General features: G+C 67.1%; 16 protein-coding genes. 2 read left to right on the forward strand and 14 right to left on the reverse strand.

Annotated elements, in window-relative coordinates:
* Nucleotides 1-89 precede the first annotated feature (89 nt).
* The 12 genes from N2602_RS01505 to ubiE all read right to left on the reverse strand — a co-directional run bounded on the left by N2602_RS01505 (nucleotide 90) and on the right by ubiE (nucleotide 18415).
* Nucleotides 90-1097, reverse strand: coding sequence for an ATP-dependent DNA ligase (locus tag N2602_RS01505; RefSeq protein WP_260383818.1), 1008 nt, complete (start codon nucleotides 1095-1097; stop codon nucleotides 90-92).
* Nucleotides 1098-1254: 157 nt separating this feature from the next.
* On the reverse strand, nucleotides 1255-1575 hold the full coding sequence (trxA, locus tag N2602_RS01510; RefSeq protein WP_008540017.1) for a thioredoxin: 321 nt from the start codon (nucleotides 1573-1575) through the stop codon (nucleotides 1255-1257).
* A gap of 70 nt (nucleotides 1576-1645) precedes the next feature.
* On the reverse strand, nucleotides 1646-5155 hold the full coding sequence (gene addA / locus N2602_RS01515) for a double-strand break repair helicase AddA (protein ID WP_260381538.1): 3510 nt from the start codon (nucleotides 5153-5155) through the stop codon (nucleotides 1646-1648).
* Entirely contained in the window at nucleotides 5149-8295 is a 3147-nt protein-coding gene (gene addB, locus N2602_RS01520) for a double-strand break repair protein AddB (RefSeq protein WP_260381539.1), read from the reverse strand. Before addB ends, addA begins: the two co-directional genes overlap by 7 nt.
* 214 nt (nucleotides 8296-8509) lie before the next feature.
* On the reverse strand, nucleotides 8510-9232 hold the full coding sequence (locus tag N2602_RS01525; RefSeq protein WP_172788593.1) for a nucleotidyltransferase family protein: 723 nt from the start codon (nucleotides 9230-9232) through the stop codon (nucleotides 8510-8512).
* A 118-nt stretch (nucleotides 9233-9350) separates the two neighbouring features.
* Nucleotides 9351-9668, reverse strand: a complete 318-nt coding sequence (locus N2602_RS01530; protein WP_036009083.1) for a PilZ domain-containing protein — start codon at nucleotides 9666-9668, stop codon at nucleotides 9351-9353.
* 86 nt (nucleotides 9669-9754) lie between these two features.
* The gene (tsaE, locus tag N2602_RS01535; RefSeq protein ID WP_260381540.1) at nucleotides 9755-11272 is read right to left on the reverse strand and encodes a tRNA (adenosine(37)-N6)-threonylcarbamoyltransferase complex ATPase subunit type 1 TsaE; all 1518 of its coding nucleotides are present in this window, start codon (nucleotides 11270-11272) and stop codon (nucleotides 9755-9757) included.
* Complete coding sequence (locus N2602_RS01540) at nucleotides 11269-13773, reverse strand: PAS domain-containing sensor histidine kinase (protein ID WP_260381541.1); 2505 nt, start codon at nucleotides 13771-13773, stop codon at nucleotides 11269-11271. The genes tsaE and N2602_RS01540 overlap by 4 nt, the downstream gene beginning before the upstream one ends.
* A gap of 346 nt (nucleotides 13774-14119) precedes the next feature.
* Nucleotides 14120-14578 carry a dUTP diphosphatase gene (gene dut / locus N2602_RS01545; protein ID WP_260381542.1) on the reverse strand — a complete coding sequence of 153 codons (459 nt, stop codon included), beginning with the start codon at nucleotides 14576-14578 and terminating at the stop codon, nucleotides 14120-14122.
* A complete protein-coding gene (coaBC, locus tag N2602_RS01550; protein WP_260381543.1) occupies nucleotides 14575-16026 on the reverse strand; it encodes a bifunctional phosphopantothenoylcysteine decarboxylase/phosphopantothenate--cysteine ligase CoaBC in 1452 nt (483 codons plus the stop codon). Before coaBC ends, dut begins: the two co-directional genes overlap by 4 nt.
* A 56-nt stretch (nucleotides 16027-16082) precedes the next feature.
* Nucleotides 16083-17657, reverse strand: coding sequence for a 2-polyprenylphenol 6-hydroxylase (gene ubiB / locus N2602_RS01555; RefSeq protein ID WP_212257712.1), 1575 nt, complete (start codon nucleotides 17655-17657; stop codon nucleotides 16083-16085).
* A complete protein-coding gene (gene ubiE / locus N2602_RS01560; protein WP_172788587.1) occupies nucleotides 17654-18415 on the reverse strand; it encodes a bifunctional demethylmenaquinone methyltransferase/2-methoxy-6-polyprenyl-1,4-benzoquinol methylase UbiE in 762 nt (253 codons plus the stop codon). Before ubiE ends, ubiB begins: the two co-directional genes overlap by 4 nt.
* An 81-nt stretch (nucleotides 18416-18496) precedes the next feature.
* On the opposite strand from ubiE, the gene mutM reads away from it, so the two are divergent.
* Complete coding sequence (gene mutM, locus N2602_RS01565) at nucleotides 18497-19402, forward strand: bifunctional DNA-formamidopyrimidine glycosylase/DNA-(apurinic or apyrimidinic site) lyase (protein ID WP_260381544.1); 906 nt, start codon at nucleotides 18497-18499, stop codon at nucleotides 19400-19402.
* Between the two features lie 254 nt (nucleotides 19403-19656).
* On the opposite strand, the gene N2602_RS01570 is transcribed toward mutM, so the two are convergent.
* Nucleotides 19657-20400 (reverse strand): ParA family protein, encoded by a 744-nt coding sequence (locus N2602_RS01570; RefSeq protein ID WP_172788585.1) that lies wholly within the window; start codon nucleotides 20398-20400, stop codon nucleotides 19657-19659.
* A gap of 373 nt (nucleotides 20401-20773) precedes the next feature.
* Nucleotides 20774-22132: a serine protease gene (locus N2602_RS01575; RefSeq protein WP_260381545.1), complete on the reverse strand. Its 1359-nt coding sequence runs from the start codon at nucleotides 22130-22132 to the stop codon at nucleotides 20774-20776.
* Between the two features lie 264 nt (nucleotides 22133-22396).
* On the opposite strand from N2602_RS01575, the gene N2602_RS01580 reads away from it, so the two are divergent.
* Nucleotides 22397-23200 carry a molybdopterin-synthase adenylyltransferase MoeB gene (locus N2602_RS01580; protein ID WP_172788583.1) on the forward strand — a complete coding sequence of 268 codons (804 nt, stop codon included), beginning with the start codon at nucleotides 22397-22399 and terminating at the stop codon, nucleotides 23198-23200.
* Nucleotides 23201-23207: the final 7 nt, after the last annotated feature.

Below are 23207 nucleotides of genomic sequence, written 5' to 3' on the forward strand. Positions count from 1 at the left end.
GCCGGGACCCAGGATGCCGCGACATGGGCTTCGGCTCTGCAGAGCATCGCCGAAGAGGCGCTGCGCTGCGTCCGGGGCACGAGACCGCGTCACTTCAACAGCTTCATCGGATCGGCCGCCTTCTGCTTCAGCTGCTCGAAGGTGCATTGCCGCGGCGCCTTGTCGGGACGCCAGCGCAGGATCGAGGTGCCGTGGCGAAAACGTTCGCCGCTGAAATGGTCGTAGCAGACCTCGATCACCAGCTTCGGCTTGAGCGGACACCACTTTGCGGAACGCTCGGTCGACCAGCGGCTCGGCCCGCCCGGCGCGTTGCCGGTGAAGCCGGGCTCGCCGATCAGCGCTTCGAGCCGATCGGTCAGAGCCGGCTTGGCCTCCGCCTTGATCGCCGAGGTGAAGCCGACATGGTGCAACAGGCCGTCATCGTCGTAGAGCCCGAGCAGCAGCGAGCCGACGACGTTCCGGCCGGCGATCTTGTTGGTGGCATAGCGGAAGCCGCCGACCACGCAATCGGCGCTGCGAAATTTCTTGATCTTCTGCATGCCGTCGCGATTTCCGCCCTGGTAGGGCAGGTCGATCCGCTTGGCGATGACGCCGTCCGAGCCGCCGCCGGATTGCGCCAGCCATTTGTTTGCCGTGGCGTAGCTCATCGTCGTCGGCGAGAGACGGAAGAGGCTGCCCCTGAGATTGGCTTTCGCGAAGGCTTCCAGCGCCGGCCGCCTTTCGCGCAGCGTCTTCTCGGCCAGACCTTTCTCTCTGGATGTCGCGAGCAGATCGAAGATGAGGTAGAGCGCCGGTGTCTCCTGCGAGAGCTTCTTCACGCGGCTTGCCGCCGGATGAATGCGTTGCAGCAGCGCGTCGAAGGAAAAGCTCTTGCCGTGCGGCACGACGATCTCGCCGTCGAGCGTGAAGCGGTCGGCCTTCAGCTCCAAGGCCGCGGCGACGACTTCCGGGAAATAGCGCGCGAGGTCCTCGCCGGATTTGGAGCGCAGATCGACGTCGCTGCCGTTGCGCGACAGCAGGCAACGGAAGCCGTCCCACTTGGGTTCATATTGCCAGTCCTTGCCGCGCGGGATCGCGTCGACCGAACGCGCCTCCATTGCGGCGAGAGAGGTGCGCTTGCGGTCGCGCTTTCGGGGAGGAGCAGGCAAGGGCGGGACTCGTCATACGCTGAACACGCCCCATCAACGCAAAACGGCCGGCTTTCGCCGGCCGTTGTCGAAAATAATCTTGCGCCAATAATCCTGCGCCAGTGGATCAGACCGCGGAGGTGATCCACTGCTGCAGCTTCGCCTTGGGCGCAGCGCCGACCTGGCGCGAGGCCATCTCGCCGCCCTTGAAGATCATCAGGGTCGGGATCGACATCACGCCATACTTCGAAGCGGTCTTCGGGCTCTCGTCGACGTTGAGCTTGACGATCTTGACCTTGTCGCCCATCGCGCCGGCGATCTCGTCGAGCGCGGGTGCAATCATGCGGCAGGGGCCGCACCATTCGGCCCAGAAATCGACGACCACGGGGCCGTTCGCCTTGAGCACTTCGGCTTCGAAATCGGCGTCGGAAACCTTGCTAACGGCCATTGGGAGTACCTCACTCGGTTGAAAGCGAATCGGCGCGACCTGGAATCGCGCCCGGGATCATGCGGTCAACCTATGAACGGCCCCTTGCCGGGTCAAGGACGCTCACACCGAGATGAAGGGATGCCAGCGCCGCGTCCAGCGCGGGGGCCGAAATCTCCATATATTCAAGGGCCTCGGTCCAGAGCAGGACGGCCCTGACCGGCTTTTGGGGATAAAGTCGCGACAGCACCGCCCGGTACAGCGCAAGCTGGCGGACATAGGCGGCCGGTGCCTCGGCCGCGCTCTTGGGCGCGCTCTGGTTGGTCTTGAAGTCGACGATCAGGACCTCCTCGGGGCGCACGACCAGCCGGTCGATCTGCCCCGACACCAGGGCCGGGGTGCGGCCCGGCCGCTCCAGCCGGCCGGCAATGGCCACCTCCGCCCGGCTGCCGGCGGCAAAGACCGGCGCAAAGCGCGGGTCCGTGATCAAAGCGAGCACCTTGTCGGCCAGTGCGATGCGGTCGGGCTCCGGCCAGTCCGAGGCGTTGCGCGCCATGAAGGCGAGCGCGGCCTCGCGCCGGCGCTCGCTGGCGATCTCGGGCAGCGATTGCAGCAAACGGTGAACAAGCGTGCCGCGTTGCAGCGCCAGCGCGCGCGATTGCACCGATTCGCCCGGTCGGACGCTGCGGCCATCCTCGGCAGACTGGCCCGAGGGGCGCACAGCATCCTCGTCGATGGTCTCGCGCGGCGCCGGTGTCCGCAGCCAGTCCGGCAAGGCGATGGTCTGGTGCACGGAGGTCGCCGGCGCGCCCAACGCCGCGACATCCTCCGGGCGTGCGAACCGGGTCACCTTGCCGAGCGGCGTCTCGACCACCTGCTTGTCGAGGCCCGAGCCGGCAAGCCCAGTGTCGACGAGGTCGTACCAGCTCAGCTTGCGCACCGTCTTCATGTTGCCGGGCATGCAGCCGCCGACGATCAGCCGGTCGGCCGCGCGCGTCATCGCGACATAGAGCAGGCGGCGATATTCGTCCTCGGTCTCCTCCAGCATTGCCTTGCGCGCCTCGGCGACGGGTTTGGGATCATCAGCTTTGCGGCCGGCCCAGACCACGACCTCGCCGCCATTGCCGCGCGGCACATGGATCAGCCGCAGCCGCTGCGAGTCCGCGGGCGAGGACGTGGTGTCGACCATGAACACGACCGAGGCCTCCAGGCCCTTGGCGCCGTGCACGGTCATCACCCGCACCTCGTCGCGCGAGATCTCCATGTCGCGCTTCACCTCGGTATCGGCCGAGCGCAGCCAGGCCATGAAGCCCTGCAGCGAGGCCGGCGCCTTGCGCTCGTAGTTCAGTGCCAGCTCCAAAAATTCGTCGAGCGCGTCATTGGCCTCGTGGCCGAGCCGGCGCAGGATGCGCGCACGTCCGCCATCGCCGCCCAGCAGCCAGGCGTAGAACGCGAACGGCGTTTCCTCGCGGGCACGGATTTCGCAGGCTTCCAGGCGTCGCAACGCCGTGGCGAATGTCTCGCTTGTGGCCGCATGGTCGCCGAGCGCGCGGCGCAGCGATCCCTTGCGGTCATGGGCAAGCGTGAACAAATCGTCGTCATCGAGCCCGAACAGCGGGCTCTTCAGCGCCACTGCGAGCGCGAGATCGTCCTGCGGCAGCAGCAGCGCGTCGGCAAGGTTCATCAGGTCGATGATCGCGATGTGCTCGGTGAGCTTGAGCCGGTCGGCGCCGGCGACCGGAATGCCGGCGTGCTTCAGCGCCTGGATCACGGCGTCGAATGCGTTGCCGCGGCGGCGCACCAGGATCAGCATGTCGCCATAGCGCAAGGGACGACGCTCGCCCTCGTGCCCTGTCAGCGTGCCGCTTTCGACCAGCCGCTTGATCTCGGCCTGGATGCGTCTTGAAAGCTTGACCTCGGGGCTGGTGACGGCGACGCCGTCGAACGGCGCACGCCAGCCCTCGATCTCCTGCCGATCGTCGGCCTCCGCAAGGTCCCACAGCTCGATCACGCTCGGGCCGGCATCGGCGAGCGCGTTGTGCAGGGGATGGCCGATCTCGACCGAGTGGATGCTCTTGTAGATCGCGGGATCGCGGAAGACGTGGTCGACCGAATGCAGGATCGTTGCGCCCGAGCGGAACGAATAGGTGAAGGCGACCGGATCGAATTTCAGCCCGGCCGCTGTGAACTTGCGATGCAGCTCACGCCGTCGTGCGTCGAACTCGTGGGGAGCCGCGCCCTGGAACGAGAAGATCGACTGCTTCTCGTCGCCGACGGCGAAGATGGTGCGGTTCAGCCCATCGCGGGCGCCTTCGCCGGCGGTGAACTCGGAAATGATGTGCGCGACGATGTCCCATTGCCGCGGGCTGGTATCCTGGGCTTCGTCGATCAACACGTGATCGACGCCGCGGTCGAGCTTGTAATGCACCCAGCCCGAGGCGATGCGGTCCAGCATCGCCAGCGTCTTGTCGATGAGGTCGTCGTAGTCGAGCAGGCCGCGCTCCTGCTTCTCGCGGCGGTAATTCGCGGCGGCCGCGGTCGCGATATGCAGCAGGGCCGCGGTCCGGTCGCGAACCGTCACGGCGCGGCGCTTCTCGATCAGCCCTGCAAGGCGCTGCGCCTCGGCTTCGAACAGGCGGGCCACGGACGGATTGTGATCGCAGAACTTCTTGGTCAGCACCGCCTTGCGCGGCAGCTTGTCCTCGGTGAGGAACACGGACAGATAGGCATCGACCTGATCGCTGCCGGAAAACACCTTGGCGGCGCGCAGCCGCGCTGCCTGGTCATTGTCGGATTTGCTGCCGTCCTCCAGCGCGAAGGCAATGTCGTCCCAGCGCGCGCGCGGCAGGAACGGGCCATCGAGAATCTCCGACTCGACGGCCTCGATCCGATCGCTCGTGTCGACGCCCAGCACCGCCGCCATCTGAGCGGCAGCGGCTTCCGCGTTGCCGGCTTCGTCGGTCCAGGCCATGAAATGATCGCGGCTGAGGCACGCCTCGCGCACGACCTCCTTGAAGGTGACATCAGCGGCGCTCGCCATCGCCGTCAGCAGCGCGCGGCCGGTGACGCTCTCCGGATCGCGCGCGGCCTCCAGCAGGACCTTCAGATTGGCGCGCTCCATCATGTCGGTCTGGTCGCGCTCGTCGATCACGGCAAAGCGCGCGGGGACATTGGCCTCGAACGGAAATTGCTGGAGCAGGCGGGTGCACAGCGCGTGGATGGTCTGCACCTTCAGCCCGCCCGGCGTCTCCAGCGCGCAGGCGAACAGTTTTCGGGCGTCGCGGCGCAGTTTTGCGCCGGGATGCGGGATGCCGACCGCGCGGATCGCCGCGTCGAGCGCATCGTCGTCGAGCGTCACCCAATGGCCAAGCGTGGTGAACACGCGCTCCGCCATGTTGGCGGCCGCGGCCTTGGTGAAGGTGATGCAGAGGATTTTTTCCGGCGGCACGCCCGACAGCAATAGGCGGATCACGCGCTGCACCAGCACATGCGTCTTGCCCGAGCCGGCATTGGCCGAGACGAAGGCCGATGCAGTCGGATCGGACGCACGCGCCTGCCGCGCGCGCACCTCGTCAGGGATGGGACGCGGCGCCTTCACCATTCCTCGATCCCCAATCCGCCAGCCGCGGACCATTCCTTGATCCGGGCAAGGTCGTCATAGGTGCCGTAGCGGTTCGCCCACATCGGCAGGTTCAGCGAGGTATAGGCCTGGTTCTCGTCCTCGAAGGCGCGGATCAGCGCTTCCAGCTTGGCTCTTGCCTCAGCCGCCGCGGTGTCCGGCGGCTGCGGCTCGTCGCCCGGCTTGTACTTGAGCTCGAGGATGCGCTCCTCGCCCGGCGGGTTGTTGCCGCTGAGGCGGACATAGACGAGCTGGCTCACGGAGGCGCCGGCGTCGATATCAGGGAAGCCGCCCTCGCGCAGGATCGCAGCTTCCAGCGTCAGCTGCGGCGACAGGCCCATGCGGACCTGCTTGCCGGTTGGCGGCTGACCGGTCTTGTAGTCGAGGATGGCATAGAAGCCGCCCTGGCGTCGCTCGATGCGGTCGGCGCGCGCCGAGAGGCGGAAGCTGCGCTGAGGATCAAGCATGATCGAGATCTCGCCACGGGTCTCCGCGACGATCGCCTCGATCGCCTCGCGCCGCGCCGTCTCCCATTCGCCGAACCAGCGCGCGATGCGCTGGAAGCGCGGCCACCACAGCGCCCTTGCCTCGGGCCGCTCCATCAGCGGCGCAAAATGCTTCTCGCCGATCGCGCGCAGCACCCGCGCGGGATCGTCCGGCAGACGCGTCGCGTAGCTTTCCGTGAATTCGCCGATGGCATCGTGAATCGCCGAACCGCGATCGGCGGCCGAGAGCGGCATGTCGACGGGGTCGAGCGCATCGAGCCGCAAGATACGTTTGGCGTAGATCGTGTAGGGATCGCGCAGCCAGTCTTCGATCTCGGTGACGGACATCTTGAGCGGCCGTGTCGCGCGCGGCGGCCGCGGCTCGGGCTGCTTGATCGGTTTCACCTCGGCGGGCTGGTCGAGCGCCGCAGCGAACTGCACGTATGTCTCACCGGCGCGAATGGCCGCCTTCCAGAGCTCGTCGCCGGCCACCGCCTCCAGCCGATGCAGGAAGCGCGAGGCCACCGCCGGTGCGCCGCCGGCCTTGGCGGCGTGGGTGAGGATCACCTCGTCGCCACCGAGCAATTGCGCGAAGTCATGGGCGGAGAGGCCGATACGGCGCTCCGGCAGATCGAGCCCAAGTTCATGTCGCATCGGCCGGCTGAGCCAGGGATCGATGCGCGGCGCCGGCGGCCAGACACCTTCGATCAGGCCGCCGATGATGATGCGGTCGGCCTGCATCAGGCGCGATTCCAGGGGGCCGTAGATCTGCAAGCGTGCGCCCGGCCTGTCGCGCCGCCGCACCGCGCGATCGCCGAACGCGGTCTGGAAGACGTCCGCGTAGTCCGCTAGCTGCACCAGCAATCCGCTGGTCGAGCCGCCGCGCAAGAGGTCGTCGAACGCGCCGGCGAGCGCAAGTCCATCGCGATCCTCGAAGGCGAGCGGGATGCCCTGCTCGTCGCGCGACAGCTCGATCATGATCTCGCGATGCCGATGCGCGAGCTCGGCGAAGTCATAGGGCTTCGCGGGCGGCAGGCTCTCGATCGGCGCCAATGCCTTCTGCAGGGCATCGACCAGAGCTTGGATGCGATCGAGATCTTCGGCCTTGAGACGCGCCCGCGGCTCGGCGCGATGCAGCGCGGAGACCTCGCTGCGCCACAGCTTCGCCAGCTCCTCGCGGAAGCGGTTGAATTCGCGCAGGAGGCCGGCCGTGCCCGCAGGCGGCCGCGTGCCGCGCAGCACGGCAAGCTCCAGGCTCTCGATTGCCATCTTCCACGCGCCCGGCGCGCGGCCGAGCCGGCATAGCGGATGCTTCAGCATCGCCAGCAGCGTCGGCGGCTCCAGGCCCTTGGTCGCCGCCTCTGCCGCGAGGCGCGCAAACGTGCCGGCGGAGGTTTCCATCAGCACGTCGCCGCCGGAATCGTCGAAGGCGAGATCCCATCGCGTCAGCGCCGCCATCACCCGCCGCGCCAGCGCGCGGTCGGGCGTCACCAGCGCCGCGGATTTATCGATATGGCGCGCCTCGCGCATCGCGATGGCGATCGCGAGCGCTTCCATCTCGGGATTGGGCGCTTCGACCACCGCGAGGTTCTGCATGCCGCCCGCGATCTTCGCGGCGACGTCAGGCTGCTTCAGCCGGTCGTGCCAGACCTCGGTCTTGGCGGACGGCCGCATCGATTCCGATGCAAGGATGTCGCGGCCGCCTTCGGCTGGCGGGTGGAGAATCTCGACGTCGCTGCGCTTGATGCCAAAGCGATCGAGCAGCGCATGCATCGCATATTGCGGATGGTTCGACGCCGGATGCTCCGCGAGCTTGCCGAGCGAGTCGCGCACGCCGCCGATGCTGCGCCAGGCGTCGTCGTCGAGATCGGTGTCGAGGCCCGGCAGCACCACGGCGCCATGCGGCAGCAATGCGACCGCATGGAGAAATTTTGCGGTGGCCGGCATCGAGCCGGTCGAGCCCGCCGCGACCACGGGTCCATTTGGATGCGCGGTCAAGCGCCTCGCTTCCGCGGCGATCAGAAGATCGCGCCGCGCGGCCGGCTCGATCCGGTTGATCTCGGCGAGATGATTGGGCCAGGCGATGCGGGCGATGCGCAGGAATTCGAGCGAGTGCTGCCAGTAGCGGTCGAGGTTGTCGGGCACCAGCCCATCGAGCGCGCTCCAGTCGACGCCGCGTGTCACCATGTCGTCGATCAGGCGCGCGAGGTCGCCGGCGAGAGCCAGCGTCGAGGCGGGCCCGCCGACCACCAGCGGCGCCAGCACCGGGCCCTTGGCCCAGGCGGCGACGAGCTGCGCCAGCGTCAGGCGCCGTTCGAGCTCGCCCAGGCGCGGCGGAATGTCGAGCGGCGCGGTCCCGGAAAACTGTTCGCTCTCGCCGGCGAAAGCGAGCTCGTCCTCGTCGATGTCGCCGAGCGCGACGATGCGCGGCAACACCACCGCATCCGCCTTCATCTCGTCGAGGAATATCTCGCGGACGACGCGCATCGCGCGCCGCGTCGGCAGATACAGCGTGGCGTCCGCCAGCCGCGCCGGTTCCTTGCGCGCCTCGAACCCCTCGACCAGCCGCCCGTCGAGCAGGGCCGTGACGACCGTGCGCAGGAACGGAACTGAGATGGGAACGCTGAAAACGCGCATGGGCTGCCTGATTCGAAGGATCAGGCAATATAGGGAGACGGGGTCAAATGGTCATGGGTATGGGCGAGTAGTCCCCGCTGTTCGTGCGACGAGCACAGGTCTCGTAGGGTGGGCAAAGCGAAGCGTGCCCACGCATTTTTTGCGGTCGACAGAGATGGTGGGCACGGCGCAAGGGCGCCTTTGCCCACCCTACGGCACCGTGCCTGGAGCGCCCCTACGCCACGCTCTCCAAAAACGCCTCTTCCGCGGCGTGCACGGCATCGGGCGTGCCGACATGCATCCAGACGCCGTCGAGGCGCAGGCCGAACAGCCGTTCCTGCTCGTTGGCGCGATCGAACATTTTCGTCAGCGAGAATTCGCCCTTGGGCGCGTCGGCAAAGATCGCCGGCGACATGATCGCCGCGCCGGCATAGACGAACGGAACGACCTCCTTCTCCTTGCGCTTGCGCAAGGCGCCGTCCGGCAGCATGCCGTAATCGCCGCGGCCGCCATAGCCGATGCTGGTCGCGGTCGGCGCCATCAGGAGCAGGATGTCCATGCGATCAGGGTCGAAGTTTTCGGCGAGCCGCGTCAGGTTCGAGCGCACGCCGTCGATCCACAGCGTGTCGGAATTGACGTGGAAGAACGGCGCATCGCCGAGCAGCGGCAGCGCCTTGACGACGCCGCCGCCGGTGCCGAGCACCTGGTCGCGTTCGTCCGAGATAGTGACATGCGGAAGCTGACGCGATGCGACGTGGTCGATGATCTGGTCCGGCAGGTAATGCACGTTGACCACCGCCTCGGTCACGCCGGCCTGGCCGAGCTTGTCGAGCACGTGGTCGAGCAGGGGCTGGCCCGCGACCGGCACCATCGGCTTCGGCATCCTGTCCGTCAGGGGGCGCATGCGCAGGCCAAATCCTGCGGCGAGCACCATGGCTTTGGTCGGTTTGACGGACATCCTTCGCCTTCTCAGACCTTTCGCGTTCGCAGCAATCCTAACACGAGGCTCGATCTGCCGCACCGCATCTCGACCGCCTTAACCACCCGCCGTGACGGTTGTACGACGGGTGTTGCCGTCACGCCCCAACGGCTGTGGAACGGACCTTCTTCTTCTTGTCGCCCACTTTCAGGAAATTGACGCCGATCTGGTCGCCGTTGACCCAGGCCAGCTCGCAGCGCCGGTAGGCGAGTCCGGTGGACGAGAGCAGGAGAAAGAATTCCTTCAGATGGAGCCCTTCGACCGAGCCGTCGATGGTCAGCTTGGCGCCGGTCTCGGAGACATCCTCCATGGTGCAGTCGCGCCGCCAGGTGCCGTCGATTCCCATCATCTGGGCCGAAAACCCGCGCTCGAAAATAACCCGGCTATTTCCGCGCTGATCCGCTTTCGCTGCCATCTGCCCCGCTCCAGCCCCGTAATTTCCGGCTGCCTCGGCGCCAGAGTAGCGACATCTTGGCTAACGGCCGGTAAATCGGTCCTGAATCAGCCTGGCGGCGGGACGTTGGCGAGATACCAGTTGCGCAGATGGGCGAGCGCGGGATGGGCCATCGAGCGCTGGAGATAGGTCCAGATCCGCGGCTGGTGGCGCAGATAATGCGGCTTGCCGTCGCGGCGGTTGAGCCGGGCGAAGGTGCCGAGCAGGCGCGTGTTCCGCTGCGCCGACATGATCGCGTAGAGCTCGGCGAAGCCGGCGGCGTCGAAGCTCGAATCTTGCGCCCGCCGCGCCTTGATGTAGCGCGACAGCAGCGTCAGCTCGATGCTCTCGGGCACGTCGATGCGGGCGTCCTGGAGCAGCGACACCACGTCGTAGGATTGCGGCCCCAGCACGGTGTCCTGGAAATCGATCACGCCGACGCGTTCGATGCCGCTGCGCTGCCCGAGCCAGATCAGATTGGGCGAGTGATAGTCGCGGATGATCCACGTCTTCGGCGCCGCCAACGGCCCCTTCAGCAATTTGCGCCACATCGCAAAAAATTCCGCGCGCGTCGCCTCGCTCAGCGGCGCGTTGCGATCGGGCAGATACCATTCCGGCATCAGCCCGATCTCGATCAGCAGCGCCTCGACGTCGAAGACGGGGATCGCGTAGGTCTGCCCGCCCAGCGGCAGTGTCTCCGGCAGCGCTTTGCCGTGCAGCATCGCCAGCACGTCGGTCGCGGCTTCGTAGCGCTCGAGAATCGGTCGCGGCGGATCGCCCTCGATCACGCCCTCGTTGCCGAAATCCTCGGTGATCAGGAAGCCATGGTCGAGATCGGAATGGTGGATGGCCGGCGCCGAGATTCCCTGCGCGCGCAGACCTTCATCGATGGCGACGAAGGGTCTTACGTTCTCGGCCAGATGCACCGCGGCGCTGTAGGATTTTCCGTCGTAGAGCGCCGCGCCATCGGGGCGCTGCGGAAAGTTCATGAGGATGACGATTTCCTCATCGCGCACGAGCCGCGCATAGGAGCGCGTCGAGGCGTCGCCGGCCATGCGCTTGCGCATCGCATCGATGTAACCGGATGCGTCGAGGAATTCGCGCAGCGCCTTCAGCCGCGCGACTTGCGCGGCGCCCTTGCCATGGCCGGTGATGTCGGCGGCACGTGCGTTCGCGCCCAGTGCCGGCCGGTGCGTCAGCGCGATGTCGATGCGGTCCTCGGGCATTGCCGACGGGGCGCGCTCGGGCCATTCGATCAGTACCAGCGTGGCATCGGGCAGCGGCGACAGCCCGATCTCCTCGAGCTCGCTCTCGTCCTCGACACGGTAGAGATCGGCGTGCAGCACCGGGAAGGGCGGCAGCTCGTAGCCCTGCACCAGCGTGAAGGTCGGGCTCGGCACTTCCAGCGCGTCATCGCCGGCGAGATAGCGGATCAGGCTGCGCGCCGCCGCGGTCTTGCCGGCGCCGAGATCGCCGGTGAGGGTGATGACGTCCCCGGGACCGACCAGCAGCGCGAGGTCGGCCATCAATTGCGCCGTGGCCGTCTCGTTGTGAAGCGCGACGGCGAATGTGGTTGTTTCCGTCATTCGGCGGCGTCGCGGTGCGCCGCCTGGTCGGTCGGGAAGTCGCAGATCACAACCGTGCCCCGGCCGACGATCGAATCCACCCGCACCTTGCCGCCATGCAGCTCGACGAAGGAGCGCACCAGCGACAGGCCGAGCCCGGCGCCGCGATGACGCGAGCCCTGCGAGCGGCTTTCGAACCAGTTGAACACCTTGTCCTTCATGTCGGCAGGTATTCCAGGGCCCGAATCTGTCACGGTGAAGACCACGCTGCGGTCGGTGCGCCGGGCGCTGATGCCGACGGTGGAATCCTGTGGAGAAAACCCGACGGCGTTGGCGAGGAGGTTATAGAGCACCTGCACCACGCGCTTCTCGTCGCCGACGAAGCTGCCGACATCGGGCGCGATCTCGACCTTGAGGCGGATGCGGTCGGTGGCGAGCCGGTCCTGGATGCCCTCGGCGGCAAGCTCGATGGCCTTGCTGACATCGACCTGCCCGAGTTCCAGCTTCATCGCGCCGGCGTCGATGGTGGCGAGATCGAGGATGTTGTTGGTGAGCGCGAGCAGCGCGTTGGTCGATTTGGTGACGTAGTCGAGATATTCGGCCTGCTTCGGCGTCAGCGGTCCGGTCGAGGGATCGCTGAGGAAATGCGCAAAGCCGATGATGGTGGTGAGCGGCGAGCGCAGCTCGTAGGAGACGTGGTGGACGAAATCCACCTTCATCTGGTCGGCCGCCTCCAGCGCCTCGTTGCGCTCGCGCAGCGCGCGCTCGACATTCTCGGTGTCGGTGATGTCCTGGAACGTCAGCATGGTGGCGCCGTCGGGCAGCGGCCGGATCATGCCGTCGAGCACGCTGCCGTCCTTGCGTTCCAGCTTCAGCGGCACGTCCGCGCGGTTCTCGATCGAGGTGATGGCCTCGCGGATCTGGCGCCAGACTTGCGGATCGTCGAACAGCTGATGGCACCAGCCTTCCACGGTCTGGATGTGCGGCTCGTCGCGCATGGCATCGCTCGACAGCTTCCACATCCGGACGAAGGCCGGATTGAACAGCTGCGCCTTGCCGTTGCTGCCGAACACCGCGACGCCTTCGGCGAGACTGTCCAGCGTCTCGCGCTGGACGCGGATCAGGCCGTCGAAGCGGCGGGCGAGGTCGAGGCTTTCGGTGACGTCGTCGAACAGATAGGTCACACCGCCCTCGGGGTTCGGCGTGGTGACGACCGAGAGCGCGCGGCCGTCGGGCAGGAACCAGGTGTCCTTGGCCGTCTCGACCGCGCGATAGGCCTCGTGCAGCTTGGCTTTCCAGGCGCGGAAATCCGGCTGCTCCGGCAGCTTGCGCGCGGCGCGGAGCTGGTCGAGCACGCTGGAATCGTCCGGATGGGCGTCGAGGAAGTTGCGATCGAGATCCCACAGCCGGCGATAGGAATCGTTGTAGAAGGCGAGGCGCCGCTGGCCGTCGAACACGGCAACGCCGGAGGAGAGCTGGTCGAGCGTGCGGCGATGCGCCTCCGCCATGCGCACCAGCGCCGAGCTCAGCGCATCCGCCTCGCTGGCATCGATGGCGACGCCGACGCTGCCGCGGCCGACATTGACAGCGCGCACGTCGTAGATGCGCCGCTCGCCGCCGACCACGATCGGCAGCCGCGAGGTGAAATTGGCGGCGTCCTTCAGCCCCCGCTCCATCGCGGTGCGGTCGGCGCTGTCGAGCAGCTCGAGCTTGCGCTCCTGGGCATCGATGGCGCTGGTCGCCTCGGTGGCGCGCACATAGGCCGGGTTGGCGTAGGTCAGCGCGCCGTTCTCCCCCTTTGCCCAGATCGGCCACGGTGCGGCCGCGGCAAAGCCGCGAAGCATCTCGGTCTCGTCGGAGAGTGCCTTGTAACGCAGATGGGTCTCGGCGAGATCGCGGCGCAGTCCGGACAGCTCGCGAATGCGGACGATGGCCTGGCCGCCGATGGCGCGCCCGATCGCTTCCAGCATATGGCCTTGTGCAGTAGTCAGTGTCAGCTGGAACCCGTCGCCGCGCTCGCGCAGCGCATCGACCGCATGGTCCATCTGCAGCGCCGGTTCCGGCGGCAGCCAGGTTCCGAACGCCAGCACGCGCTGCGGCGAGGAATCGCGCGGCAGCACCAACGCGATGTCGCCGGAAATCTGTGCGCGGTTGTCGCCGGCCGGCCACGAGATCAGGATCTGCGGCTCGGCGAACAGCAGCGCGCCGAAGCGGTCGGCCTGGAGCTGCAGTTCCCCGATCCGGGCGCGCAGCCGCGCCTCGTTCGTCGCCGTGCGCACCCGCGTGCGCATCAACAGGATCGCGGCCACCACCGAAAAGCCGAGCAGGGCCAGCGCGGTGGCGAGCACCGCGAGTTCCTGCCGGTTCAAATCCATCACGAGGGAAAGGGTGTCGATGAGTTCGGCGGCCTCGGCCGGCGCAGCCGGCAGCAGCGCTGCGAGAGCGCCTCCCACCAAGCCGTTGCGCGCCAGCGATGTGCACGACAGCAGCGTCCGACGCATCGACACGATCACGCCTGACATAGTTGCCCCAAGACCGCACGAATTGACGCGCGGCGACCCCCGTCGCGCGCGAATCAAAAGACAATACCCTCACCGCGACTCCGCCGGTAAGAGTCCAGATCGTGAACGCAAAGGCGGGTCCCAAAAAAGTGCCCCGCGCGCTGTTCCGGCTCACGTGATTCTGCGGATGATTCGGCTGGGATTGCCGTGCGTTACCGTGTCATGCGGATTGCCTGCCACGATGGCGGTGCGCTCCCTCCCGCGCTTGCTGGGGAGGGCTGGGGAGAGGGTGTCTCCGCAACGGGACATCGCCAGCCGCGCTCTGCGAGCGCGACGGCCTCTCCCGCAAGCGGGAGAGGCAAGAAAGCTAGCGCCCGGTCGAGCCGAAGCCGCCGGCGCCGCGATCGGTCGCGGACAAGGTGGCGACGGGAACCAGCGCGGCCTGCAGCACCGGCGCGATCACCATCTGGGCGATGCGTTCGCCGCGCTTGATCACGAAGGGCGTGGTGCCGTGATTGATCAGGATCACCTTGATCTCGCCGCGGTAGTCCGCATCGATCGTGCCCGGCGAATTCAGGACGGTGACGCCGTGCTTGGCCGCAAGCCCCGAACGCGGCCGCACCTGTGCCTCGTGCCCGGGCGGCAAGGCGATCGCGAGGCCCGTCGGCACCAGCGCGTATTGGCCTGGTGCGAGCGTCATGGGCTCGTTGTCCGGCACGGCGGCCATCAGATCGAGGCCGGCGGCATCGCTGGTCTGATAGGCCGGCAGCGGCAGCCCTTCAGCGTGGGCGAGGCGTTGCAGCTCGAGGGTAACCTTCGTGCTCAAGATGCGGTCTCCAGGGATTTGCCGGTCACGCTTTTCGCGATCTGCGCGACCAGTTCGATGGCGACCTGTTCCTTGGTCATCGCCGGCCAGGAATCAACTGCAATCTCGCCGTCCTGCGCAGCGTTCTTGCGGCTGAGCAGGTGGACCGTGTTGCGGTCGCCGCCCATCACCCCGGTGGCGGGCGAGACGTCGTTGGCGACGATCCAGTCGCAGCCCTTGCGCGCGAATTTTGCCTTGGCGTTGTCGATGAGGTGCTCGGTCTCGGCGGCAAAGCCGATCACGAGCGGCGGGCGCTTGTCGGTGAGCTTGGAGATCGTGGCGAGGATGTCGGGGTTCTCGACGAGCTGAAGCGGCGGCATGCCGGCTGCCGTCTTCTTCAGCTTCTGCTCGCCCTCATTGGCGACGCGCCAATCGGCGACCGCAGCGGCGAAGATCGCGACGTCGGTGGGAAGCGCGGCCTCGACCTGCTCCAGCATCTGCCGCGCCGATTCGACGTGCTTCACCGTCACGCCCGGGGGATCGTCGAGGTCGACCGGACCGCTCACCAGAGTAACCTCGGCGCCCGCGGCCTGCGCGGCGGCGGCAATGGCAAAGCCCTGCTTGCCGGAGGAGCGGTTGGCGATGTAGCGCACCGGGTCGATCGCCTCGTGAGTGGGACCTGCGGTGATCAGCACGCGCTTGCCGGCGAGCGGCTTCGGCATCGGCGGCCGCAGCAGCCGTTCGGCGGCATTGGCGATCTCGATGGCTTCCGACATGCGGCCCGTTCCGGCTTCGCCGGCTTCGGCCATCTCGCCCGCGTTCGGGCCGATCAGCACCACGCCGTCGCGCTGGAGCTGGGCGACGTTGCGGCGCGTTGCCGCGTTGCTCCACATCAGCGGATTCATCGCCGGCGCCAGCAGCACCTTGCGGTTGGTCGCAAGCAGGATGGCGCTGGCGAGATCGTCGGCATGGCCGTTCGCCATCTTCGCCAGCAGGTCGGCGGTGGCCGGCGCCACCACGATCAGGTCGCAATCGCGCGCGAGGCGAATATGGCCGGCGTCGAACTCGCTCTGCGGGTCGAACAAATCCGTGTAGACGCGCTCATGCGAGAGTGCGCTCGCGGCCAGCGGCGTCACGAATTGCTGCGCCGCCTTGGTCAGCACGCAGCGCACCTCGATGCGGCGCTCCTTCAACCTTCGGATCAGGTCGAGCGATTTATAGGCCGCGATACCGCCGCCGATGATCAGGGTGACGCTGGCCTCGCGAAGGGCGCCAGTGCGCTGAGGCGTCGGGGCGGCGGACGCGGCCGGCGGCACCGCAAACGGGGTCAGCGGCTCCTCGCGGCCGTCGATCAACTCCCGCAGGATGACCCGGACCTCCTCCTCGACCGACCTGTGGTTCTTGGCCGAACGCAGCCGCAGATAGGTTTTGACGGCGTCGTCGAGCTTGCGGATGGTCAGGCTTGCCACGACGCCCTCCGGCACGGAATGATAGCGATGCTATCATCTTCGTGATTGCAGTGCAATCACAGATTCCGGACGGCGATCAGAATCCCGATGAAGGTCGCGGCGATGATCCAGAGCGCCACGGTGCGCCAGCGGTTCTTGCGGCCCTCGCTGCGCCCCATGGCCGCGATGCTCTCCGGCGACAGCCTGATGCCCTCCCGCGTCATGGTCTCGAGCTGCTCGAGAACCTTCACCGACCGCTCGGCAATCTCCGGCATGCGCATCAGGACGCGCGCGATGTCGCCGGTCCCGGCAAGTGCGCCCTGCACCCGGCCGATCGGCCCGAGATTGCGCTCGATCCATTCGCGAACCACGGGGTCGGCAACCCTCCAGATGTCGAGCTTGGGATCGAAGCCGCGCGCCACGCCCTCGACCACCACCATGGTCTTCTGCAGCAGGATCAGCTCGGGCCGCGTCGTCATGTCGAACAGGCCGGTGACCTCGAGCAGCAGCGTGAGCAACCGCGCCATCGAGATCTCCTCGGCGGTGCGATTGTGGATCGGCTCGCCGATGGCGCGGATGGCTTGCGCAAAATTCTCGACCGAATGGTGCGCGGGCACATAGCCGGCCTCGAAATGCACCTCGGCGACGCGGCGATAATCGCGGGTGATGAAGCCGAGCAGGATCTCGGCGAGGAAGCGCCGCTCCTTCATGCCGAGCCGGCCCATGATGCCGAAATCGACCGCGACGAGGCGGCCGGCCTCATCCAGGAACAGATTGCCGGGATGCATGTCGGCGTGGAAGAAGCCGTCGCGCAGCGCGTGGCGCAGGAAGCTCTGGATCACCTTGCGGCCGAGATCGGGCAGATCGACCTGCGCCTCCGCGAGGCGCTTGTGATCGTTCAGCGCGATGCCGTCGATCCACTCCATCGTCAGCACGTTATGCGTGGTGCGGTCCCAGTCGACGGCGGGCACGCGGAAATCGGGATCGTCGCGCGTGTTCTCCGCCATCTCCGACAGCGCGGCAGCCTCTAACCGCAGGTCCATCTCCATCGCGACCGAGCGCGACATGGTGTTGATGACCTCGATCAGGCGCAGGCGCCGCGCCTCGGCCGAATAGGCCTCGGCCTTGTGCGCGACGAAGAAGAAATCCGAGAGATCGCGGCGGAAGCGTGCCGCGACGTTGGGCCTCAGCACCTTGATCGCGACGGGCCTGCGGATGCCGTCGCGCAACACCTCGCCGCGATGCACCTGCGCGATCGAGGCCGCCGCGACCGGCGGTCCGAAGCTCACGAAGACGTCCGTCAGCGGCCGCTCCAGCGAGATCGCGATCGTGGCCTTGGCTTCCTCCTGCGGGAACGGCGGCAGGCGGTCCTGCAGGCTTTCGAGATCGCGCGCCATGATGACGCCGACCACGTCGGGACGCGTGGCCAGGAATTGGCCGAGCTTGAGATAGGCCGGGCCCATCCGCGTCAGCGCGCGCGAGATCCGCGGGCCGTGCTTGGCGCCGCGGCGCTCAATGAGGCGCGCCAGCTTCAGCGCGAGCTGTCCCGGCGGCGGCACCAGGCTCGGATCGACCGCGCCGAACACGCCTTCGCGCGCAAACACGAGCGCGGCGCGGATCAGGCGCGCAATGTGGGTGACGGCAGAGATCACAAACGCCAGCCCGAATGCAGTGCGACGATGCCGCCGGAGAGCGTCTGCCAGCTGACGCGGGCAAAGCCGGCCTCGCGGATCATGTCGGCGAAGGCGGCGGGCTTTGGAAACTTGCGGATGGATTCGACGAGATATTGATACGATTCGGCGTCGCCCGTGACCATGCGCCCGAGCGGCGGGATCACCTTGAACGAGAACAGATCATAGAGCTTGTCCAGCCCCGGCATCTCGACGGTGGAGAATTCCAGGCACAGGAAGCGGCTGCCGGGCCTCAGCACGCGATAGGCCTCGCGCAGCGCAAGATCGATCCGTGGCACGTTGCGGATGCCGAATGCGATCGTATAGGCGTCGAAGCTGCGATCGGCAAAGCCGAGCGATTCGGCATTGCCTTCGACGAAATCGACCTGGGTGTCGAGATGGCGCTTGGCGGCGCGCTCCCGCCCCACAGCCAGCATGTCCGAATTGATGTCGCACACCGTGGCGTGGAAGCCGGGGCCGGCTGCCTTGGCGGCACGGAACGAGATGTCGCCGGTGCCGCCGGCGACGTCGAGCAGCGCGAACGCCCGGTCGCTCCTGGGCGGATCCAGCGCGGTGATCATGATGTCCTTCCAGACCCGGTGCAGGCCACCGGACATCAGGTCGTTCATCAAGTCATAGCGCGACGCCACGCTGTGAAACACATCGTTCACCAGCGTCTGCTTGTCCCCGAGGGGGACGTCCCTGAAGCCAAAATGCGTGGTTTCGCCCGGCCGATCCATTACTCTACTCCACAGGGCGGACCATAGCCTGCCCGCCGCAATGGCGCTATCACACCGCCCTCATAAGGTGAATGCCTGACCATGCCTGAATTGCCCGAAGTCGAGACCGTCCGCCGCGGCCTTCAGCCCGTGATGGAGGGTGCGAAAATCCTCAATACGGAGGCCCGCCGGCCGGATTTGCGCTTTCCGTTCCAGCCCGATTTCGTGGCCCGGCTCAAGGGGCAGGTCGTCACGGGGCTTGGCCGCCGGGCAAAATATCTCATGGCCGATCTCGCCTCCGGCGACGTGCTCTTGATGCATCTGGGCATGTCGGGCTCGTTCCGCGTCATCAAGCCGGACGACGAGGCTCACCCCGGCGAGTTTCACTATCCGAAGGCCAAGGACTCCGCGCACGATCACGTGCTGTTTCGGATGTCCTCAGGCGCCGACATCGTCTTCAACGATCCGCGCCGCTTCGGCTACATGAAAGTGATCGCGCGCAACGCGCTCGAAGACGAGCCGCTGCTGCGCGGCCTCGGCCCCGAGCCGCTCGGCAATGAATTCGACGCGGCGATGCTGGCGCGCTCTTGCCAAGGCAAGACCACCAGCCTGAAGGCCGCGCTGCTCGACCAGCGCGTGGTGGCCGGGCTCGGAAACATCTATGTCTGCGAGGCGCTGCACCGCTCGCATCTGTCGCCGCGGCGCATTGCTGCGACGCTGTCGACCAAGGCCGGACAACGTAAGGGCGTTGCCGGGGGCGAGCCGACGGATCATGCCAAGAGACTGGTCGGTGCGATCCACACCGTGCTGAACGATGCGATCAAGGCCGGCGGCTCCAGCTTGCGCGATCATCGCCAGACCACGGGCGAGCTCGGCTATTTCCAGCACTCGTTCAAGGTCTACGACCGCGAAGGCGAAACATGCACGACGCCGCGCTGCGGCGGCACGATCAAGCGGTTCGTGCAGAACGGCCGCTCGACCTTCTGGTGCCCGAAATGTCAGAAGTGATACCAATCGCAGCCAAAAGGCTGTGAGTCTCTGCAAGACGACGATCCCACCACGCCGTCATTGCGAGCGCAGCGAAGCAATCCAGAATCCCTCCGCGGCGACAGTCTGGATTGCTTCGCTGCGCTCGCAATGACGCGTGGGGAGAGCTTTCCTCAGAGCGCGAGGCGAAGCAATCCGGCCGTGGCCGGACTGCTTCATCGCTTGGGCTCTTTCAGCGGATGGCGAAGAGCCCTTCGCCCGAGCGATCGCCCCGCTCAGGACGCCAGTGTCGTGGTCTCGTCCGCCGCAAGCTCGCTGGCGACGTGCAGCATGCCGTGGGCAGCCGAGATGACCTGGTCGATCAGGACATCGGTGGTGGCTTCAAGCTCGAGCCGGGTCTCGATCCAGCGCCAGAGGCCGCGGATCTCGTCCGCCGATTTGCCGTTCGGCGCGAATTCGCTCACGGCAAGGCCGCTGGCGAGTGCGTCCTGGTGATCGTTGCGCATCACGATCAGCGGACGCGCGAGCACCTCGGCAAGGTCGAGCGCGGCTTCCTCGGCGAGCGCGGTCGCGGCGTTGTCGATGCGCTGGCCGCGGATCGGCGTCTGGTTCAGCACGAAGCTGTAGGGCCGCTTCCAGGCGCGGGCGACGCTGAGCGTCGAGACGGTCGCCTCGATGTCGGCGACACTGGGACGGGCCGGGATCAGGCAGAGGTCGGAATGGCGGATCGCGGCGGTGGTGGCGGCGGAAAGGCCGGCCGCGGTGTCGACGATCGCGAGCTGGAGGCCGCTATCGGCCAGCATCTTCAGGCGCGGCGCGATATCGGCTGCGTGATAGATCGGCTCGACGACGAGATCGTCGGTAGAGCGGCGGCGCTGCCAGTTGGAGAGGGTGCCCTGCGGGTCGGTCTCGATCAGGCGGACGGTGAAGCCGGCCTGCTTGGCGGCCAGCGCGAGGCCGATGGCGAGCGTGCTCTTGCCGCTGCCGCCCTTTTGGGTGGCCAGTACGATCGTATGCATTGAAGATCAATCCTTTGGAGTGCTGGGTCAGGGATACGCCACGCGAACGTGCATCGCTTCTGGATGCTGAGCGCTTCTCGCTCAGGACGTGCCGGCCCGATCCAAAGGGGATCGCGGAGGTCCGAATCAACGGTAAGGATGATGGCGGAATCGCGAATTCCAGCGAATCCGTACCACTACCGGCTCCGTAGTCGTACGTAAGCGCATGGGCAACCGTGCCCCGGACAAAGCGCAGCGCGAAAGCGATGCGCTGCAGAGCCGGGGCCCAGAGGGCAACAAGCGCGACTGTTGCTGATATGGGTCCCGGCTCAGCGGAGCGGCATTGCATGCCGCACCGCGTCCGGGACACGGGAGAGTAGTGCGCTCGCGCGGCCTACTTCCGCACGCAGATGACGCGCACGACGGAGGCCTTGGCGTCCGCCGACGCGCCATTCGCCGCGACCCCGTTCGCCTTCAGGAATCCGCGCACCGCCTCTGCCGAGACCATCAAAGCCTGTGACGCCGGTACCGATGTCGCAGGCCCTGCGACCATGGCCGGCTTCAGCAGCGCGATGCCGGCGAACCTGCCGTCGGCGTCGACGGCCGGGCTGCCGGAGAAGCCAACCGCCGGCGGCGGCGAGAGCGCGGAATTGCTGCCCGTCACCGGCGCCAGCGCGGCCTTGAGGCTCGACACTCCGGCCGCGCCGCCCTGGCTTTGCGGATCGGCGATGCCGACGACATCGACATTGGTCTTCGCGGCCCCGCCGGCGAGGCTGAGCGGTCGCAACCCGCGCGCGCCGTAGATGTGCAGCAGCGCCAGATCATGCTCCTTGTCCTCGGCGAGACGGTCGGCGCTGCCATGGCCCGCGATCGTGATCGCAAGGCAGCCGTCGGTGACGAGGCGGTCGGTGACAATCGCGCCGTCCTCGCTGACGACGATGCCGGTGCCGTATTCGACGGTCTTGCGCGGCGGCGGCCCGGCCAGCGGTCCCGACGGAAACGCGTTGAACGCGCTCGACATCGCGATCACGACCGGCTCGACAGTATTCTCGGTCGCCTGGTCGTAGAGGATCGTCATGGTGCGGACCTCGTCGCCCCTAAAGGTGCCGCGGACGTAGAATTTCTTCAGGCCCTGCAAGCCCGACAGCACGAAGAAGTCGGGCTTCACCACGGTGTAATCGACCTTGCGCCCGGACGGCTCCTTCTCAAGCTCGGCGAGCTTTGCAGAGGTCGGGTTCGCCTCCTTGCGGCGGCTGAGAACCACCTGCACCGTCCCTGTCGGCGAGGTCCATTTCGAGCCATTGGCGTCGCTTGCCTGCTGCGGCACCAGCTTGCCGGGAATGCCGAGCCGGGCGCCGCTGGTCGGCTCCGTCACGATCTTCCAGCCGACGCTCTCCTGCTTCTTTCGCGCCGTCTCGGCGAGCACGGCGCGCTCCTGCGGATTGAGCACGCCGGTCGGCTTGCCGCCCTTGGTCTTCTGGTATTCCTTGATGGCGTTGACCATGCGCTCGCTGACGTCGCCGGTGATGGCGCCGTTATACTGGCCGACCCAGGCGAGGTCGGACTGCAGCGCCAGCCGCTCCGCCTTTGCCATGGCATCGGCGGTCGCCGACGGCGTCTGCATTGCGGGAGGCTGGATCGGGACGGTCTGGACCGTTTTCGGCTTGGTGCCGGCGACCGGCGATGTCGTCATCTGGGCATGCGCGCCCGTGGCGGCTGCAAACACCAAGGTTGCCGCAAGCATCGATCTCATGACAAATCCAGCCAGCCCATTGAACGTCAAGACATTGAAAAGCATGCCATTGAAGCACATCTCGTTGGTCGCGAACAACGTAGCGGTGGTTCAGGCCCAAGGTCGAGCCGTTTACACAGGTCCTCATCCTGAGGAGCGGCCTCAAGGCCGCGTCTCGAAGGATGGCCCCAGGTGAGATCGGGGCCTTCATGGTTCGAGACGCGCGTTCCGCGCTCCTCACCATGAGGATCGAAAGCGAGCGCTTGGTAGGAGAGGCGTACGACGATGCTGAGCCCGGACGAACTCGAACGCTATGCCCGCCACATCGTGTTGCGTGATGTCGGCGGTCCCGGCCAGGCCGCGCTGAAGCGGGCCTCGGTGCTGGTGATCGGCGCCGGCGGGCTCGGCGCGCCCGCTTTGATGTATCTGGCCGCCGCCGGCGTCGGCACGCTCGGCGTTGTCGACGACGACGTGGTGTCGCTGTCCAACCTGCAGCGCCAGGTGATCCACACGACGCCCGACATCGGCCGGCACAAGGTCGAGAGCGCGGCCGAGCGGATCGCGGCGCTCAATCCACACGTCCGCTTCGTCGGTCACGCCACCTGGCTCAACGCCGACAATGCGCTCGGCCTGATCGGCGATTACGATCTCGTGCTCGACGGCTCCGACAATTTCTCGACGCGTTATCTCGTCTCCGACGCCTGCTTCTTCGCCAAGCGGCCGCTGATCACCGCGGCGCTCGGCACCTTCGACGGCTCGCTCACCACCATCCGTGCCCACGAGACCAACGAGCAGGGCGAGTTCAACCCGACCTATCGCTGTCTGTTTCCCGAAGCGCCGCCGCCCGGCACCGTGCCGGCCTGTGCGGAAGCCGGGGTCATGGGCGCATTGGCGGGCGTGCTCGGCTCGATGATGGCGCTGGAGGCGATCCGCGAGATCGTCGGCTTCGGCGACGGCCTCGTCGGGCGCCTGCTGATGATCGATGCGCGCGCGATGCGCTTCGAGACGCTGCGCTATGGGCGCGATCCGGCCAATCCGCTCAACGGCGATGGGCCTGTGATCACCGATCTCAGCGCTCACCGCACCTGATTGCGGC

The organism is Bradyrhizobium sp. NC92, assembly GCF_025200865.1.
Lineage (GTDB): Bacteria > Pseudomonadota > Alphaproteobacteria > Rhizobiales > Xanthobacteraceae > Bradyrhizobium.